This window comes from Mycobacterium sp. NGS49, from assembly GCF_059812565.1.
On record NZ_JCALCX010000061.1, the window covers coordinates 1 to 16,347 of the forward strand.

Consider the following 16,347-nt stretch of genomic DNA (forward strand, 5'->3'; position numbering starts at 1 on the left):
GACGGGGACCCAGTTTGGGTTTTTGCCCACCGGTGCGGCCGCGGGCCCGCGCGGCCGCCAAACCGTCCATGGTGCGCTCCGACATCAAAGCGTGCTCGAATTCCGCTACAGCGCCGAGGATTTGGAAGAACATGCGGCCAATGGCCGTTGAAGTGTCGATGCCTTGGTCGAGCACCACCAAATCCACGCCGGCGCCCTGCAGGCGCTTGGACAACTCGATGAGATGCTCCAGCGATCGGCCCAGCCGGTCCAGTTTGGTCACCACCAGCTGATCGCCGACACGGTTGGCCGACAGCAGAGCTTTGTCGAGCTCCGGCCGGCGGGCCAGCTTGCCCGACACCTTGTCGAGGAAAATCTGGTCACAGCCCGCCGCGGTGAGCGCATCGCGTTGGGCCTCGGGGTGCTGGTCGCGGGTGGAGACCCGCGCGTAGCCGATCCGCATGGCCGGACCGTATCGCCAACCCCCGACAAGTTGACGTTGGCGCGGACACGGCAAGCGTTACAGGCCTATCCTGCGGAAATGTTTAGCCTGGCGGACTGTCGCGCGAACGATCGTTAACGAAACACGCCGATGCTGCGTAACGGGGCGGTGTAAGGGATCGTGGCAGGGTGGATCATCAACCTCCTCGACCTGCCGGCTCGGCCGAGCCGGCTCAGTGGCTGATCGACCGGGTAGACCTATGGGATCACCAGCACTGGCCGACCGGCATGGTCGGTGCCGGCTTTGGGGCCTACGCCCGGCTACTGCATCCCCTCGACGATCACCCCGGACCACTGACCTGGGCGACGGTGGCCCGCGCCAACAGCCGCATTCTCCATCCATCGGCCTGGTGGGAGAAGATCAAGTCCTCAGCATCCTCGGGACGCGGCCGACCGGGCGACCCCATGCGGGGAGACCTGAACGGCTGGGCACTCAAGGCGCTCTGCGCCATCCTCGCCAGGCACACCACGACAGCACAGGCGTGCTGTTTCGCGGTCTGGGAAGGCTGGGGCTGGCTCCACGACCATGACAGTCCGGCGTCGACGATCACCGCCTACTACGCTCCCGACGGTGTGATCCCGGACATCCAACCGCCCCAGCCGGCACCGGCTCAATGGCGACTCGCCACAAGCGGACCCACCTTTTCACTACCCGGCCGCAGATACCACCTGTTTAAAGGCCACATCGACGCCGCCGTACGGATCGGACACTGGGTCAACGAGGACTTTTTCATCCCCCAATCGCCAAGCTTCTTCTGGCCCGCCGACCACACCTGGTGCGTGGCAACCGAAGTCGACTACGACTCCACCATCATCGGCGGTACACGTGAACTTATCGACCAGCTCCGCACATCCGAGATGATCGAGGTCCTACAGATTCCGCCCGACGCCCATACGAAGATCGCCTAAACGCTTAACCGCACGCGGGTCATCGCGACTATGTGACGCCATTTACCGCTGAAGATTCACCGCCACTTGCCTCTGAAAATCACAGCTCGAACAGCGGTTATGCGGCAGGAGAGTGGCGCCTGGAGCGGTGTCTCGTTTCTCTAGAAACGAGACACATCACTTCTTGTCTCACCGGGTAGTTTTATGCGGGTCTGAACGCAACTGCTGGGGGTTTATGTAGCCACGCCGTGGAGACGGTGCACCAGGGCGCAACACTGGGGTAGAGCGCTGCTTGACTGTGTGCCCCGGATCCGTCGGTTGTGATTTGCGGGCTTACCGAGATTGCGGGATGAGCGAGTAGCAGTCCCATGGGTGACATGTGCACTGCATCCCACGAGTCCGCGATAGCCGGCCAGTCTGGGTATCTACGGCCGTCGGACATCACCGGATGCGATTCAATCAGTTCCACCCAATCTTGAGCTGAGTTGATACAACTGATACGAACACGTCTGGCGTCGAAATACACTTTCCATCTGGGATTTTTGGGCCGGAGGTTCTCGCTACAGATTGTCCACGAATCCTCGCTGTCGGTGAGTGGAGTCGATGTCCAAAACGCGCCACCTGGTAGTGCGCTCAACTCACCCCTGTTGTGGATGTTCGGTGCACGCCATTGAGTGATTGTTCCCTGGTGCACTTGCGGTGAGCCGAACGTCGAGAGCCTAGACACAGCCTCCAGCCCTTCGATACTCAGCTCGTGAAGCTCAGCCTGATCGGTGCCGACATGGGCTAGGTCAAGCCAGTCATCGGAGTAGAGATACCGGGTCACCGCAGAGGTCACTGCCTCAATGAGGTCTTTGGGCTCGAGGTCGGCGACAAATGCTACAGGAGAAACGCCTGGCGGACGGCCATGGTCGGATCGCAGGTGCTCGATAAATAAGCGTCCTGGGTAAGTATTCAGTAAGGATTCATGATTGGTCACGTCGTGGCCTCGAAGGTTGGCCGGATCGGTTTAACTGTTCGGTAAGTATAATCTAGATCGGGCAAGTAGTGACTGGAATATTTGCCGAAATGCTGCCGATGAGACCAAATGGCGGATTAGATCCAGGTGGGAAAACGACAACAGCGTCGGCGGCACTATAGTATGTGCCATTAATGCAAGGCGTTTCGGCGACAACAGTGACTTTGTTCGTCCCTACGCCGGGCAAGCTGGTACCTGCGGGCGTGTCCGGCAGAGGGGTGTTTACTCTCCAAATGGTTTGGATCATTGTGATATTGAATACTGTAGGAGTGCACTTAGTTGTCGCCGTGGCGTCTATTGTCGTAGGGGAATGGAGCGATTTATGCGGGTTGGCAGCGTTTATCTTGCAGTTGTATAGCTCACCTACTGCCGCGGCGGACGCACTAGGGGGACCGCTTTTGCCCGTAGCTGGATTGGGGGGTTGGGGAGTAGTATCTGCGGCTGCTATGCCGGCCGGTAGCAGGATTGCCGCAATCGTAAAAGCTAAAATTGACTTAACTGCAGCGACTGCGCGCATATTTTGATAGCTGCTTTCTGTCGTTTCTGAACGTAATTGATGATTAAGCGAAGGCCCTGGGTTATCGTATATGTGACATTGATGCGCGGAACCTATAGGCGCGCTCGATCGGTGCCGGAGCGGATGCGGGCCCCCGCACTACCGACTCATGGGTTCATGCAAGCACAACCAAATTATCCGGTAAACACTCACGCGAGTGGAACCTCCCCTTCTTCGACAAGCGTTTGCAGTAAATGCGCATAGAGAAAGGGACCTCGCACGTCAGTGCACCCCGCGGTGGAGAAAGAGAGGCCCAACCTCCGCTCACCTTCCCACTTCAGAACCGCAGTGTCCTATTTCACGCGTATCACACCGTGTGTCTCACACCTCACTGTGCGCGGCAGTAAGACTGTCATTCAGCTGACGAAGATTCTCGGCACGCACGGGTTAGCCATTACTCCGATGTTTCAGAGTCGGGCCCCGCGTGGACCATTCGATGGTGCGCTCCGCGCTCCGACATCAAATCGTGCTTGTCGCCTTGTCGCCTTGTCGAGGAAAAATCTGGTCACAGCCCGCCGCGCGGTGTACGCGGGTTGCGCCTCAACAGAATTTTAGAGTTCGAGTCCGTAGCCTCGGTCGTGGCTGCGGTGGCGGGAGCGGGTCGTGAGGACGTCGAGTTGTGCTGCAAGATCAGCGATTTCATCGAAGTGCGCCAGAAGTTGGTCACGGCGCTGCAGGAGGTGGTGGGCGGTCTGGTGTTCGGGATGATCGGGTGCCGGCGTAGTAGTGGGCAGGTGGTGGTTGGCGTGTTCGATGGCGCTGTTGGGGCGGTGGTGGGTGTGGTCGGGGGTGCCTAGGCGGTGCGCCCAGGGCAGTAGGTGATCTGCGGCGGTGGTCAGGGTGTGGGCCGGCCGGCGGTGATCGGGGGTGGTGATCAGCAGCAGTTTGGTGTTGGTGGCGGCGGCGGTTGCGGCGAGCCAGCACAAGTGGTCGGGGTGCAGGTGATCAGCGTCATCGACGATGATCAGGGTGCCGCGCGGTAGTGTCCCGCGTTTGTCCTGGATGTGGGTGCGGGCGCGTTCGACGGTGGTGGTGGTGTCGGCATAACGGTGGGTTGCGGCCTGGTCACGGGCGTGTGGGGTGGCGGGCAGCGCCAGCACTTTGGGCGGGGTCTTATCGAGTGCCCGGGTGTCGCGGTGCACGGCGTCGGCCAAAGCCGCCAGCAGGGCGGGTTTATCGGCGCCGGGATACAGGTGCAGGCTTTGCACGGCTTGCAAGCTGTGCGCGATCGCGGCGATCGCGTGGCGGTGGGAGTGGTCCAGGCGGTCCAGGGCGGCGAGGTCCAGAGGGTAGTCGGTGCGAGGGGAAAACCCGCGCCCGGCGATATCGAGGAAGTCGATCTCGGCGCGCAGCCTGGGCAGCTCGGCAGCCACATCGTAGGTGGGCGTAGCGCTCGTGTGGGCGCGGTAGTCGGCGCGTAGCCGGGCGCGGGTGCGCTCGTGGTGATCCCGCAGAGCCCGCACGGAGGCGGGCTGGTGGACACGATCGGTGTCAGCGGCGACATCAAGGACGGTGCGGGCCCGCTCATCGCGAGCCAGCACCTGGCGCAGCAGGGTGGCGGCGGCGCGGCTGGTGCCGCGCCGGGCGGCATGTACCCCGTGCTCAGCGAGCACCGCAGTGTGTGCGTGGTCGGCTTCCCCGGCGTTGTTCTCATACAGGTAAAGGTGATTGGCCTCGCGGGCGCGGGTGAGGGCGACGTAGGCCAGAGCGCGGGTGGCGCGGTCGCTGAGCACGGCGTGGGCGGTATCAGCGGTGAGGCCTTGGCAGGCGTGCACGGTGACCGCGTAGCCGTGATGGACGTGCTCAGTCAGGTAGTCCCCGGTGAACAGGGCGCGGGCGCCATCGGTGAGCCGGCGGGCGGCGATGCGGTTATTCGCGGTGTCGATTTTGTAGACCCGCCAGCGGTGGCCGTTGCGGACCGGCTCAGCCACCGTGGCGGTGTCGGCAGCATCCACAACCTGCACCGTGGGATCGTTGCGGCGCGAGATGACGATGTCTCCGACACCGATGCGATGCCCGCGGGCACCGGCCACGGTGGGGGCCTCGGCGGCCACGGTCTGGTGGTGCAGGCGGGTATTGAGGGCGTCGCAGACCTCCCAGCTATCAGTCATCAACACCGCGTCTTTCCCCGCGCCTAGGTCGGCCTGGTAGCCGGTGAGGGCGTCGTGGGCCATGGTCAGCCCGTCCCCGGTATGCAGCCGCCCGTGGCTGCGGTACCAGCCGATCGCGCGGCGCAGCGGCGCAGGCCCACCGTGACGCACCGCCAGGGAGGCAACACGTTCGTCAGCATCGCGCATGCGCCACACCTCAGAGAGGCGTTGGGCCCAGGGCAGGTCCTCAACGAGCTGGCCGAACATGCCGGCGCGGGCTTTGACCGGGGCCAGTTGATACGCGTCTCCGACGAGCACGGTTTTCGTGCCGGCGGCGGTGGCGGCGGTCAACAGTTCCCGCAGAGCGGGGGTGCCGACCATGCCGGCTTCATCAACAACCACCAGGGTCCGCTGATCCAGACGCAGCGCGCCGGCGCGCAAATCTTTGACGGCTTTGGCCACCGTGTAGCCGGCATCACCGGCCCCTTCGCGCACCGCCACATCAACAGCTTTCCCAGTCGGCGCCACCACGAGCACCCGAGTTTTGCCGCCCCGCTGCGCTGCGCCGCGCAGCGCTTTGAGCGACGTTGTTTTCCCGGCCCCCGCCGGTGCGGCCAGGGGTTGGATCAGCCACGGCGAAGCGGCGATCGCGGTGATCGCCCGGGCCTGATCCGGCGACAAACCCGCGGTGTCCACGGTGTCTGGGTCGAGCACACCGCGGGGATCACGCGCCCCCATCAGCTCCACGATGGCGGCCTCTTCAGCCAACACCGGGGCTACGGTGAACCGGTCATGGCCCTCGCGTTGGTGGGCCTGGCGCGGCTGGTTAATCCGCACCCCCAGGCGCTGGGCCATCGCCTCAAGAAGACCCCGCGGCCCCACCGGTGCACCCGCAACGACGACCGGCATCCGCGCACCGATCGCCTCGATCAAATCCGCGCGAGTGAACGCCGGTTTGTCGATGCCCGCCGCGGCGACACGCGCGACCGTCAGCACGTTGACCGAGGCCGTTTGGCGCTGCCGACGCGCCTGGACTTGGGCCTGTTCATCGATCAGGAACACCCCGAAACGGCTGGCCCAGTCCTGACGCAACTGGGCCCACGGCTTGTGCTCAGGCTTGGCCGGGCGGGTCGCGCGCTGAGCGGCCGCCAGCTGCGCCGCCGTGTCCTCGCCGGTCTCGTTGAGGACCAGATGGTGCTGGGCCCACTGGCGCAGCTGGGTGGCCCGTTGAGACCCCGCGGCCAGCTGGTCGCGATCCACCCCGGCGATCTCAGCCATCCCGGTATGCGGGTCGATCGGACCCCACTCCAACCCCAGGGACTGGTGGGTTTCATGACGCAGGGTGACCTGGTAAACGATCCCCGCGGCCTTGGCTTCATGATGCAACGACTTGGAGTCAACCGAGACCAACGTGCCGTCGCTGCGAGCCTGCCGATTAGGTAACAGGACATGGGTATGCAGGTGCGGATCCCCCGCCCGCGACGTCTCATGTTGGTAGGCCGCAGCGATCAGACCCGGCAACCGCACAAGGTCTTTAAACCCGGTCCCCGGATTGTGGACGCGGGTGTAGCCGGCGTGGGTGTGCAAGTACTGCAGCGCTTCGCGCACGGCCACATTGTGCGCGTCCACAAAAGCCTTTTTGGTCACGTCATCGGTGGTCAACGCCCGCCACATCGACACACTTTTCGGGGCGCAAAACGTCAAATCGAAACCATGGGTGGAACGCGCGCTAAACCCCCGCCCCCCTGCCCCGTTGGGGGCGATTCCCTCATCAAGCCAACGCGCCACGGCGTCCATGTCCGCGGGTCCACCAGCACGGTCGGCGGCACTCAAACCCACCAACGCAGCGGCCTTTTCGGTGTCCCCGGCACACAACCAGACCGGGGCTCGGGTCTCGCCTTCGGAGTAGTACTCAGCCAACCCCCCACCAGCGGGCTGGCGGCCCGCCGCTGAGAGCGCAGCGCGTGCGGTGTCGTTGTAGTAACGCACCGAATACCGCTTCATCGGCGGCGAAATCGTCAGCACCACAGCACCTCTCACCGCACCATCACCGACCCGGGCGGGAGGGCCGGTGTAGCGGACCAACAGTTCGCCACACCCATGCTTGCATCCCCTTGTGCCAATGTGCCACATCGGAAGACAAATAGTTTCAGCGAATTGCTCTGCAGTGTCGGCAATCTCGGCGACGACGAACGAAAAAAAGCGTAATGGGCGGGAACGAGCGGGAAAACAGCTGACCAGACAAGGATAGTGACGTCGCGGGTTAGCGGAAAAGTACGCGCGCGGACGTGGCAAAGTCCGGGTCACCCACAACCGCTCAGGCGCGGCACGCCACACGGATGTCCACATGCTCGCAAACCCGCGCGCTGTTTCCCGCCCGGCCGCTACCGAAAGGGAACCGGGAACCCCCGGCCTGGCCTGATCGGGTGCTTGGCGGCGCGACGCAGCGCCGCCGTGTCGGGATGCGGTGAGCGCCCGCGCGGGTAGTGGCGCAGCAGTGAGATAGGAAAGTTGTTGGGAGTCAGGGTTGCTGACATTGCGTGGTCGGCCGGGCGACGTCAGCGGTGTAGCTCAGGTTGTGAGCTGGGGTTAGCGGGATCAGGGGCGGCCTGCTCGCATCGATGGTGGTGGGTGGACCGGGGTGGGTGCGTTGTGATCGGTTGGCGAGTATGTGGCGGATGTGTTGTTGGGCGGCGGCGATCCGGGCTCGTGATGCCGCGGTGAGCGGCGCGGGTCGGGGGGTGTGGTCGATGCTGTCGGCGGCGCAGCCGCCGGCCTTTGTTGGAGTCTCGGGAGTTGCCCAGGAGAGCCTGCGTAGTCGGCTGGATAGGAATGCGCCGGGGTTGGTGATGTGGTCGGGCCAGCTCCATCCGCGTGCACGCATGTCGGCATTGAGCGCGTTGGTGATGGCTCGTGCGGTCCACACCGTGGGGTCGATGCCGGCGGCGGTGAGGGCGTCGCAGATGGTGCCAATGTGAGCACGGTCGAGGCCGTGGGTGCGGGCGACGAGGGCCGCGGCGAGGCGCTGAGTGACCAGGGGCCGGGGGGTGGTCCGCCTGGAGGGCCGTGCTGTAGAGGTGTTGCATCCGTTTTGGGACATGTGGTGGGCGGGCGCGCTGGCGCGCCCGCTTGGTGAGTTCCTCCCTACGGGAGAAGAAAGACTAAGACCGCCTGACGGCGGTAGGTGGAAATCTTGCGCAGCTGAGTTCGGCGTCGGGTGAGGATCGCGGCGGGGTACCAGGTGGTACACCGAGGGTCGCCGCCCGATGCTGGGGGTGTCCGGTGAGCCGTGGCCGCGTTGGGCCTCAATCGCCCAGTGGGAGGCCCGCAGGACTCTCCAGGCGGTGGTTACGGTGCGTACGTCACAACCCGCCCGGGCCGCGATCGTGGCGCGGGTGAGGGCGACGTGGCGGCCGGTGGCGTGGTCGGCGTGCTCGGCCATCACCGCGGCGATCGACAGCAGCGTGGCCGCGGTGATCGAGACCCGTTCGGCCGCGCACAGCTGTCCTAGGGCCGGCGAGTGCGCCCAACGGTGCAGGCCCTCGAGCCAGCCGCTGCGACTGGTCCACATCGGCGCCCGCGGCGCGCACGCGCCGGCACGCTCCACCCAGCCGCGACGGCGTTCGTTTGCGAGCGCGCGGACGGCATGCGGTGTGGGGGCGATGGCGGCGCCCAATGGCGTCGGCCACGCACTACTCACCCGAGGTGATTGGGTGCTGAGGAAGTCACGATTTGCGCACTGATTGCGTGCCATTTCTGGAACGTCAGACAGGTGTGCGCTACCGTGAGACGAGTCCAGCAAGACACGTCCCTTTCGGGGCAACGGGTGCGGACCCGGAACCGAGCGGCTAACTCGGTTCAAACCCAGACAGGGCCTCGCTACGGCGGGGCCTTTGTCATGTTCAGGCTTGGGTCTGCACCGCTATGGAAATGTCACATCTGCCCGCGCTTAGGGGCGGGCGTGTGTCTACATCGCCAGCGGCAGAACCTCCTTATCGAGCTCACGAATGAGTTCGGGGTGGCCGACATGGGCGGCCAAAACATCAGCCACGTACTGGCCCATAGGGATGCCGCGCTGCGCGGCTTCACGTTTGACGATCTCGTAGACGACGCGATCGGGCCGCGACATGATCTGCGCGCGATCGCCCTTGTGTGTGCTGCGCCTTTGGGTCATGGTGCGAACTCTGCCAGCGACAGGGGGTGTTACCTGATAACGACACGCGGTCTAGCCCAGACAACTGCGAAACATGAGGATTCGTTCAGGCGACCGCGGAGTCGATCGCCGCTCGGCGCGCGGATGTAGAGCGAAGGGTTGTCGGTTTCGGGCTTAGATCTTAGACGCTGCCTTAGATTGGTGTATCTTTATAGGTGCCTGTTGCGTTGAGCTTCAGGAAGTGAGCCCGAGACCCGGCCGGACGACCGTGGCGCTCGGGCTTTGCGCTTTTCTGCGGCTTGAGTTCTGGTTAGACGTCTCGGGTAGCGGTGACGATGGGGCTAATCAGAGTGCGCCAGTGCCCGCCTTTTGCCCAGCACCAGGCGATGGCGTCGGGGACGGCGAGCAGGGCCTCGGCGTGGGAGCGTTGGTGTTCGTAGCGCAGGGTGTCGCGGCAGCCGGCGGCGCGGGTGTACTCGATGAGTTTCTGGTTGTCGAACTTCACCATGGTTTCGTCCTCGTCGAGGACGATATGCGCCTCGCCCAGGCCGGCGTGGTCTTCGACGAGGGCTTGTAGGCACGCTGAGCGCCGTTGGCGTTCGTTGCGGTATTGAGGCCCGGCGCGGTAGACGATGGCTTGCACGCCGGCATCGACGAAAGCTTGAGCGATGGTGCGTTTGCGGCCGTCTTTCTCGTCCTTCATGTGCAAGTAGCGCTGCCCGGGTAGGAGCAGGCCGCGTACCAGCTGGCGCAGTCCGGTGAGATCCGTCGAGACGTGGACGCTGGCCACGAGCAGATAGTTGCGCTGCTTGGTCTCATCGACGTAGATGTGCATGGCGGAAACCGTAGTTACCTAGGGTGCAGCCCATAGGTGTGAATGGCGTTTACCAGCGCTTTTGCGAAAATCTGGTCGCGTCCTAAAGCCGGTGTAAAAGGGGCCGGGCGTAGGTTCTGCTTCGAGACCGCCAAGTCATCGAAGGAAAGGACCTACGCCCGTGCCTGCACGAGTATCGCCGACCGATCGTGTTCGCGCCAAGATCGACGAGTTGTTCGCCTCGGATCGTGAGTTGCCCGAGATCCTGGAGGAGGTGGCACGGCTGGGTGCGCAGTTGCTGATGCAGGCCGCGTTGGAGGCCGAGATTACCGAGTTCTTGGGCCGTGAGCGCTACCAACGCAGCGCCACCGCAGCAGACGCGCAGCCCGGTGCGCGTAACGGTTATCGGGCTGCGACGGTCAAGACCACTGCCGGTCCGATCACCCTGGAGCGGCCCAAGCTGCGCGGCACGACCGCCGCGTTCGCCTCACGGCTGTTCGGCAAGCACGTCACCAAGACCAACGCGCTGGAATCGCTGGTGATCGCTTCGTTCGTGCGCGGGCTGTCGGTGCGCGATGTCGAAGCCACCCTCGCCGATGCGCTGGGTGATCAGGCCGCGATCTCGAAATCGACTGTCTCCCAGATATGTCAAGCCATCAAGACCGAGTACGACACCTGGGCGCGGCGCCCGCTCGGCGATGTGGTGCTCGATTACCTGTTCCTGGATGCCTCCTTCTTCCGGATGCATCCCGGCTCACCAGCCGAGCCGATCCTGGCCGCGTGGGGCATCACCACCGCCGGCAAGCCCATCTTCGTGGGCCTGGCCCCCGGAGTGGTGGAGTCCACCGACGCCTGGGCGGGTTTCCTGACCGATCTCACCGAGCGGGGGCTGGGGTGTCCGCTGCTGGTCGTCTCCGACGGCGCGGCCGGCCTGATCGCGGCGATCGAGCAGATCTTCCCGACCGCGCTGCGTCAACGCTGCCTGATTCACCGAGTCCGCAACGTGCTGGCCAAGATTCCCGCCGGGATGCAGGCCGAGATCCGCGACGGCTACTGGGCCTGCTTCGACACCGCCGAGGCCACCACCGAGGCCGGCCCCAACCTCGTCGAACTCATCGACGCCCGACTGGACGTGTTCGCGGCCCGCTACGCACCCACCTACCCCGCGGCGATGAAGATCCTGCTCACCGACCGCGCGGGCCTGACCGCTTACCTGCGGTTCCCGCCCGAACATCAGCACCGTATTCGGCATTCGAACTTCATCGAACGCACCTTCGGTGAAACCCGCCGCCGCACAAAGGTTATCGGTCGCTTCCCCGGCGAAACCAGCTGTGTCAGCATCGCCTGGGCCGTACTGGACCGCGCATCTCGCGGCTGGCGCGGACTCGCCATGACCCCGGCCGGGGTACGCCAGCTCCAAGACCTACGCCGCAGCCTGCTGCACCCACCCCGACAACTACGGCCCCAGCACGCCCCAGACTCCGCGAGCAGCACCACCGAAGCCATCAGCGCAACGGCGTAACATCACCCACCGAAGCCAGAAGCTCCGAAGGACCATTTACACCGGATTACGGACGCCACCGAAAATCTGAAATAACGGGTTACTCGGACCGCCGCTCGGGTTGCGGGAAGCAGGATCATTCGCCTTTCCTCGTACTGGCCCGCCTTTGTGCGTGGTGGGGGTGGCTGTCAAGGCTCGACCCTGTCGACCGCGTAGCGGCATGGCCTTGACAGCCACCCCCACCACGTCCACCACAATCTGCGGCGAGGAAGGTCGTACGGGAATTAGGGACGTTGGTCTGCGATCGACCGCACAATTTGTTCTGCCAATTCCGAGTCGGCGAGCAGTCGATCGACAAGGGCTGTGAGGACTTCCTGGCCGGTGACGCGCGCGAGACCTAGCCGATCAGCGGTGTCGCGCTGCCAGTTGTCGAGGCCGCGGTGGGCTGTCGGCGACAGGTCAACGGTGCGGCGAACGGTCTTCTGTCGCACTACCGGCGCCGCGGGTGCCGGATCTGGCGCGAGCTCTGACGACTTCGGGGTGACCGTTGGCTGAGCCGGTGCCTTTCGTAGACGTTCAGCGTTCGCTTTGATTCTGTCAGCTGCGGTCGTTGCCATAGGCCATCCTCCCAGTTAAAACTTTATCAGTAAATCAGTACATACGGATCTACTGAACTCCAATGCTAGTTAGCTCACCTGCGATATCGCCGTAGGCGGTGCTGGCGGCATTCGTGATGGGTAGGCCGAATGCTTGGGCGTATCGCTCCAATCGGCCGACGGTTGGCTGTAAGACACGGACACCGTCGTCGGTGAGCATCTGCCGGTAGACATCGGTGCTGGCCGCGTTGGACACGGTGCGCGTCAAGACAACGGCGAGTTGAGGGGGTGTGACCGCGAGCGCGCCAGCTTCTTCAACGAGTTCACGGATTGCTGGGATACGTGCGTACTCCATGCCCGTCGGAGCCATAGGCACGAGGACGTGGGTGGCTATGCGAATAGCGGAGGCCACGACACCGCGCCGTTCTTTCATAGGCGGGGTGTCGATGACCACGGCGTCGTATCTGTCACCGACTACGCCGGGCAGCTTGCGGTGAAGGTCGGCCACCGGCATGCCGATAACCGGTATGGACCACTCCCCTGCTTCTGACCATGCAAGCAGGGATTCATTTTCCCCGTCTGCATCGACGCCTAGAGCTGGTAAGCCAGCCTCCGCCAAAGCGTGGAGGACGAAAGCGGCAGTGGTGGTTTTGGTCGAGCCGCCTTTGAGATTTGCGACGACGATGGTCAGGGCAGGCATGAAGCAGTTCAGCTCCCGTCGATGACTGAGCAGCGTACATACGGATTTACTGAGTTACTGAAACACTGCGAGCAGTGTACCGACACCGGGCGAGAGAGCCTTGTGGTAGTTCCTACTGATATACGGATACCAGTAGATACTGATATCCGTATATCAGTAGAGCGTTGTGGACCGCGAAACTTGCATTTCCCGATCGGGAGGGGAGCGCTTACAGCCAGGCCTGGGGATGCACCGTGCGTCGTCAGTGGCCGGAACGCGACACGCACACTCTTCGTGTGTCCACATTTTCAACCTCAAATGTGGTCCAATATTCGGACATCCGGCCGACCAACCGTGAGAGGCTCCTTATGGCTGAACCGCTTAAAGCTCCAAGCCAAAGCGCCGAACAACGGCTACTCGAGTTCGACCTGACGATTCCAGACATTCACAACCGCATCATCTACGCCGCGACTCAGGCGGCGGATGCTGTGAGCCCACTAGCGCCGAAGGGCGCACGGGGCCGTCACGCGCATGACTACTGCGTCGCCGCGCTGCGCTCGGTCCTGCTTTCGAAACGCGGCTGGGAGATCGTCGAAGACGATTTCGTCGCCCGGACGGTCAACCGGAAAAAGCGGATCGCGATCGTGGTGGCGGGCGGTAACGAATTCACCGGTATCCCGGGCACCGATAGTGCTTTCACCACCATGTGGCCCAAAGGTTCGCGCGCCTTCGCAGGGGCTCCGACCAACCAGCAGATGGGCTTTGACGACGTCGATGGCAGTGGCTTCGACTGGGGTTTACGCGAAAACGATCCGTCGATGGAATGGCGCTTATGGTATCTGGTTCACTACAGGAGCAAGACCTCGGTGCAGTTAGAGCTGAGCGCGCCAGGCCACCTGGACGGCGCGGATTTTCCCTGTAGCTGGGTAGAGCGGATCTTTCTCCCGCCCTACATACTTGGGCAGAGCGGCAACTCCGTACGCCGGTGCGATGACGGTCGCGATGACGGTCGCGATGATGGAAGCGCGCCGATCGACGTTCCAGTCCAGAAGAGATGACGCCACGCGAATTCGTCCCCTCGCGGCTGGAATTCGCTAGGAAACGCAAGGGGATTCCTCGTACGAAATTGGCCGGGTTGCTTAGCTTGAGCCAGAAAACGTTGCAGCGCTGGGAAGTTGGGTCAACCTCCCCCTCCATGGACCAAGTCACACAACTCTCAGAGCAGCTAGGCGTCCTGCCTGACTTCTTCTTCTCGCCAGAGATTGAGGTCGTTCCAGACAATGCAGTCAGTTTCCGTGCGCTCACCAAAATGACCGCGGCAGAGCGTGATGGTGCGACTACTTCTGGCCGACTAGGCGTGGAGTTTATGCGGTGGGTTGAGACGATCTTCGATCTACCTGAGAACGATGTTCCGACACTCACCGGCTGGAAGCCAGAGCTTGCAGCCGAGGCTGTCCGGGAGCGATGGAACCTCGGCTCAGGAGTCGTTCGTCAGTTGCTATCAGTTTGCGAGCTTCACGGCATCCGCGTGATGAGCTTGGCACCGGACTATCACAACGTGGACGCCTTCAGCTTCTACGATAAGGGCACACCGTTTATCTTCCTGAACACGACAAAAACAGCGGAGAGATTAAGGTTTGACCTGGCCCACGAGCTCGGTCACTTGACCATGCATGGTGAGCACGAGACTTGCCAGGGCCGTGAAGCAGAGACGCAGGCCAACGACTTCGCAAGTGCGTTTTTGATGCCGCGCGACAGTGTCTTGTCCGCCGGCCTATTCGGATCCAATGTGGATCAAGTGATTCGCGCAAAAGACAAGTGGCAAGTCGCGGCAATGGCGCTCGCACATCGGTTGAATTCGCTAGGCCTAGTGACGGAGTGGGGCTATCGTTCGCTGTGCGTAGAGCTAAGCAAACGCGGTTTTCGACGAAGCGAACCCGGATCACAGCTCAGACACGAATCTTCACAAATCCTCGGGAAAGTCATGGCGGCATTACGAGCTGATGGATTCACCACTCGTCGTATCGCCGCTGAGATCGGCCTTCCGGCTTCAGAATTCACCGCTTACCTGTTCGGGCTCGCCGTAACCTCCCAAGACGGTGCAGGGAACGCATCAGTGGGGGAGAGGCCCCGGCTAGAAGTTGTTGAGGGATGATTCATATCGCTACCCCGAAATTTGATCCCGAAGGGCCAAATACCGGTAGGCCGTGGCTCGTCCAATGCCGAACGCCTTGGCCAGCTCCCCTACGGGTTCGCCGGTCGCCGCTAGCCGGGCGCAGCTGTTCTTGGCGATCCGCATCCAGTTTCGGCGGTTTAGTCGCCGGCATGTTCCGAGATTGCCGAGAGCTGCGAGAAGCGGCTCGGCGTTCGCGGCCGAGCTCTAGCTCGAGCTCGGCCAGGGTGGCCATAATGGCAGCGACCGCGCGGCCGGCCGGTGTACCGGTGTCGACGCCTTCCCTCAAGGCGCGCAACACAATTCGGCGCTCACCGAGATCGGCGATGGTGCGAGTGACCTCCGCGACGGATCGGCCGAGTCGATCGATGGCGGCGACTACCACCGTGTCACCGTCACGTGCATAGTGCAGCATCGCCGCTAGACTCGGCCGACCGGTGTTTATCGCCCCGGAGAGCTTGTCGGTAAAGATGCGCCCTCTTTCCACGCCGGGCCCGTGAGCCGGGCCTGTCCGGCTCGATCAGGGGTTCCGCGTGGCGCGTAGCCGGGCAACGCGGGTTTGCGCCAAATCGCTTGCCGCAGCGCCAAAGCGGTGTTGATCGCGGAGGGTGCCTCCAAGCTGACCATGTAGCCGGCTGCAGCGCGGGAGTGGTCGTCTTCGATGACAGTCAACCAGGGGCGAGCCGGCTTTGCCGACGGCGTGATCACCCATAGGTCCAGTTCAGTGTGGTCGGCCTGCCATAGCTCGTTCGGCCCGCTCGCTTGACGCCGATACACCAAATCGAAGGTCTCCTCGTATCGTTTGGTGCCCTCGTGGGCCAACATCCGCAAGCCCGGATCGAGGCCCGCGACGATCGCGTACACCGTGCTGTAGGACGGCACCGGCCAGTCATGTTGCGGCGCAATCTGGGTCACCTGGCGGTGAATATTGGCCGCACTGATCGGAGGCCGTCGTAATGCCAGCCCCTCGATCAGCGTGACCATTTGATCGGGCAACCCGCGGCGGCCGCAATCAGAGCGTCCAGGACGGACCAGCCCCACTAGTCCTGACTTGCGGTAGCTGGCCAGCCAGCGCTGCGCGGTGCGCAGCGCCACCTCACCCTGACGCGCGGCTTCGGCCAGCGATATCCCGTCGTCCAGGTGTGGGCGCAGCACCGCGTAGCGGGCCATCGCCTGTTCGCGTTGGGCCATGGTCAATGCGGTATCCGCTTCGTCCGGCGTCCTGACCGGCTCTTGCGGGTGGGTCATGATGCGGCCGAGCCGTTGTTAAGGGCCTTGCCCAGATGCCGATAAATGGTGGGCCGGGTGACGCCGAACTCGGTGGCGATCTGCTCGACGGTGTAGCGACGCTTGCCGTGTTCGTCTTTCTCGTCGTACATCTGCTGGGCCAGCTTCACCT

General features: G+C 63.4%; 13 protein-coding genes and 1 pseudogene. 4 read left to right on the forward strand and 10 right to left on the reverse strand.

Features of this window, described 5'->3' with window-relative positions; genetic code table 11:
- The coding region (locus AC5Y7D_RS29930; RefSeq protein WP_499929664.1) for a recombinase family protein at window positions 1-442 on the reverse strand (442 nt) is incomplete at its 3' end.
- 167 nt (window positions 443-609) lie between these two features.
- Here AC5Y7D_RS29930 and AC5Y7D_RS29935 point away from each other — a divergent pair.
- The gene (locus AC5Y7D_RS29935; protein WP_499929665.1) at window positions 610-1,389 is read left to right on the forward strand and encodes a hypothetical protein; all 780 of its coding nucleotides are present in this window, start codon (window positions 610-612) and stop codon (window positions 1,387-1,389) included.
- Between the two features lie 2,104 nt (window positions 1,390-3,493).
- On the opposite strand, the gene mobF is transcribed toward AC5Y7D_RS29935, so the two are convergent.
- From mobF to AC5Y7D_RS29955, 4 genes are all read right to left on the reverse strand, one after another.
- Entirely contained in the window at window positions 3,494-7,057 is a 3,564-nt protein-coding gene (mobF, locus tag AC5Y7D_RS29940) for a MobF family relaxase (protein ID WP_499929666.1), read from the reverse strand.
- Window positions 7,058-7,553: 496 nt separating this feature from the next.
- On the reverse strand, window positions 7,554-8,732 hold the full coding sequence (locus AC5Y7D_RS29945; protein WP_499929667.1) for a rep protein: 1,179 nt from the start codon (window positions 8,730-8,732) through the stop codon (window positions 7,554-7,556).
- A gap of 267 nt (window positions 8,733-8,999) precedes the next feature.
- A complete protein-coding gene (locus AC5Y7D_RS29950) occupies window positions 9,000-9,206 on the reverse strand; it encodes a hypothetical protein (protein WP_005149417.1) in 207 nt (68 codons plus the stop codon).
- Between the two features lie 289 nt (window positions 9,207-9,495).
- Entirely contained in the window at window positions 9,496-10,020 is a 525-nt protein-coding gene (locus tag AC5Y7D_RS29955) for a hypothetical protein (protein WP_499929669.1), read from the reverse strand.
- A 160-nt stretch (window positions 10,021-10,180) separates the two neighbouring features.
- Here AC5Y7D_RS29955 and AC5Y7D_RS29960 point away from each other — a divergent pair, with 160 nt between their 5' ends.
- Window positions 10,181-11,521 carry an IS256 family transposase gene (locus AC5Y7D_RS29960; RefSeq protein WP_055578468.1) on the forward strand — a complete coding sequence of 447 codons (1,341 nt, stop codon included), beginning with the start codon at window positions 10,181-10,183 and terminating at the stop codon, window positions 11,519-11,521.
- Window positions 11,522-11,784: 263 nt separating this feature from the next.
- Here the strand turns inward: AC5Y7D_RS29960 and AC5Y7D_RS29965 are convergent, their stop codons facing one another.
- Together AC5Y7D_RS29965 and AC5Y7D_RS29970 are read right to left on the reverse strand one after the other, a co-directional pair.
- Window positions 11,785-12,117, reverse strand: coding sequence for a hypothetical protein (locus tag AC5Y7D_RS29965; protein ID WP_499929671.1), 333 nt, complete (start codon window positions 12,115-12,117; stop codon window positions 11,785-11,787).
- 49 nt (window positions 12,118-12,166) lie between these two features.
- A complete protein-coding gene (locus AC5Y7D_RS29970) occupies window positions 12,167-12,796 on the reverse strand; it encodes a nucleotide-binding protein (RefSeq protein ID WP_288820047.1) in 630 nt (209 codons plus the stop codon).
- 275 nt (window positions 12,797-13,071) lie between these two features.
- Here AC5Y7D_RS29970 and AC5Y7D_RS29975 point away from each other — a divergent pair, with 275 nt between their 5' ends.
- A complete protein-coding gene (locus tag AC5Y7D_RS29975; protein WP_499929673.1) occupies window positions 13,072-13,833 on the forward strand; it encodes a hypothetical protein in 762 nt (253 codons plus the stop codon).
- Window positions 13,830-14,930 carry a helix-turn-helix domain-containing protein gene (locus AC5Y7D_RS29980; protein ID WP_499929675.1) on the forward strand — a complete coding sequence of 367 codons (1,101 nt, stop codon included), beginning with the start codon at window positions 13,830-13,832 and terminating at the stop codon, window positions 14,928-14,930. The genes AC5Y7D_RS29975 and AC5Y7D_RS29980 overlap by 4 nt, the downstream gene beginning before the upstream one ends.
- A gap of 9 nt (window positions 14,931-14,939) precedes the next feature.
- Here the strand turns inward: AC5Y7D_RS29980 and AC5Y7D_RS29985 are convergent.
- The 3 genes and pseudogenes from AC5Y7D_RS29985 to AC5Y7D_RS29995 form a co-directional block, all read right to left on the reverse strand.
- A pseudogene (locus tag AC5Y7D_RS29985) lies at window positions 14,940-15,435 on the reverse strand (recombinase family protein).
- Entirely contained in the window at window positions 15,390-16,196 is an 807-nt protein-coding gene (locus AC5Y7D_RS29990; protein WP_499929677.1) for a TnsB C-terminal domain-containing protein, read from the reverse strand. The pseudogene AC5Y7D_RS29985 and the gene AC5Y7D_RS29990 overlap by 46 nt, the downstream one beginning before the upstream one ends.
- Entirely contained in the window at window positions 16,193-16,327 is a 135-nt protein-coding gene (locus tag AC5Y7D_RS29995; protein WP_499929679.1) for a TetR family transcriptional regulator, read from the reverse strand. Before AC5Y7D_RS29995 ends, AC5Y7D_RS29990 begins: the two co-directional genes overlap by 4 nt.
- Window positions 16,328-16,347: the final 20 nt, after the last annotated feature.

Bases quoted from the DNA above. Each gene is read 5' to 3' on its own strand.
- AC5Y7D_RS29950 (WP_005149417.1), bottom strand. From the start codon at position 9,206: ATGACCCAAAGGCGCAGCACACACAAGGGCGATCGCGCGCAGATCATG.
- AC5Y7D_RS29955 (WP_499929669.1), bottom strand. From the start codon at position 10,020: ATGCACATCTACGTCGATGAGACCAAGCAGCGCAACTATCTGCTCGTG.
- AC5Y7D_RS29965 (WP_499929671.1), bottom strand. From the start codon at position 12,117: ATGGCAACGACCGCAGCTGACAGAATCAAAGCGAACGCTGAACGTCTA.
- AC5Y7D_RS29970 (WP_288820047.1), bottom strand. From the start codon at position 12,796: ATGCCTGCCCTGACCATCGTCGTCGCAAATCTCAAAGGCGGCTCGACC.
- AC5Y7D_RS29980 (WP_499929675.1), top strand. From the start codon at position 13,830: ATGACGCCACGCGAATTCGTCCCCTCGCGGCTGGAATTCGCTAGGAAA.
- AC5Y7D_RS29990 (WP_499929677.1), bottom strand. From the start codon at position 16,196: ATGACCCACCCGCAAGAGCCGGTCAGGACGCCGGACGAAGCGGATACC.
- AC5Y7D_RS29995 (WP_499929679.1), bottom strand. From the start codon at position 16,327: ATGTACGACGAGAAAGACGAACACGGCAAGCGTCGCTACACCGTCGAG.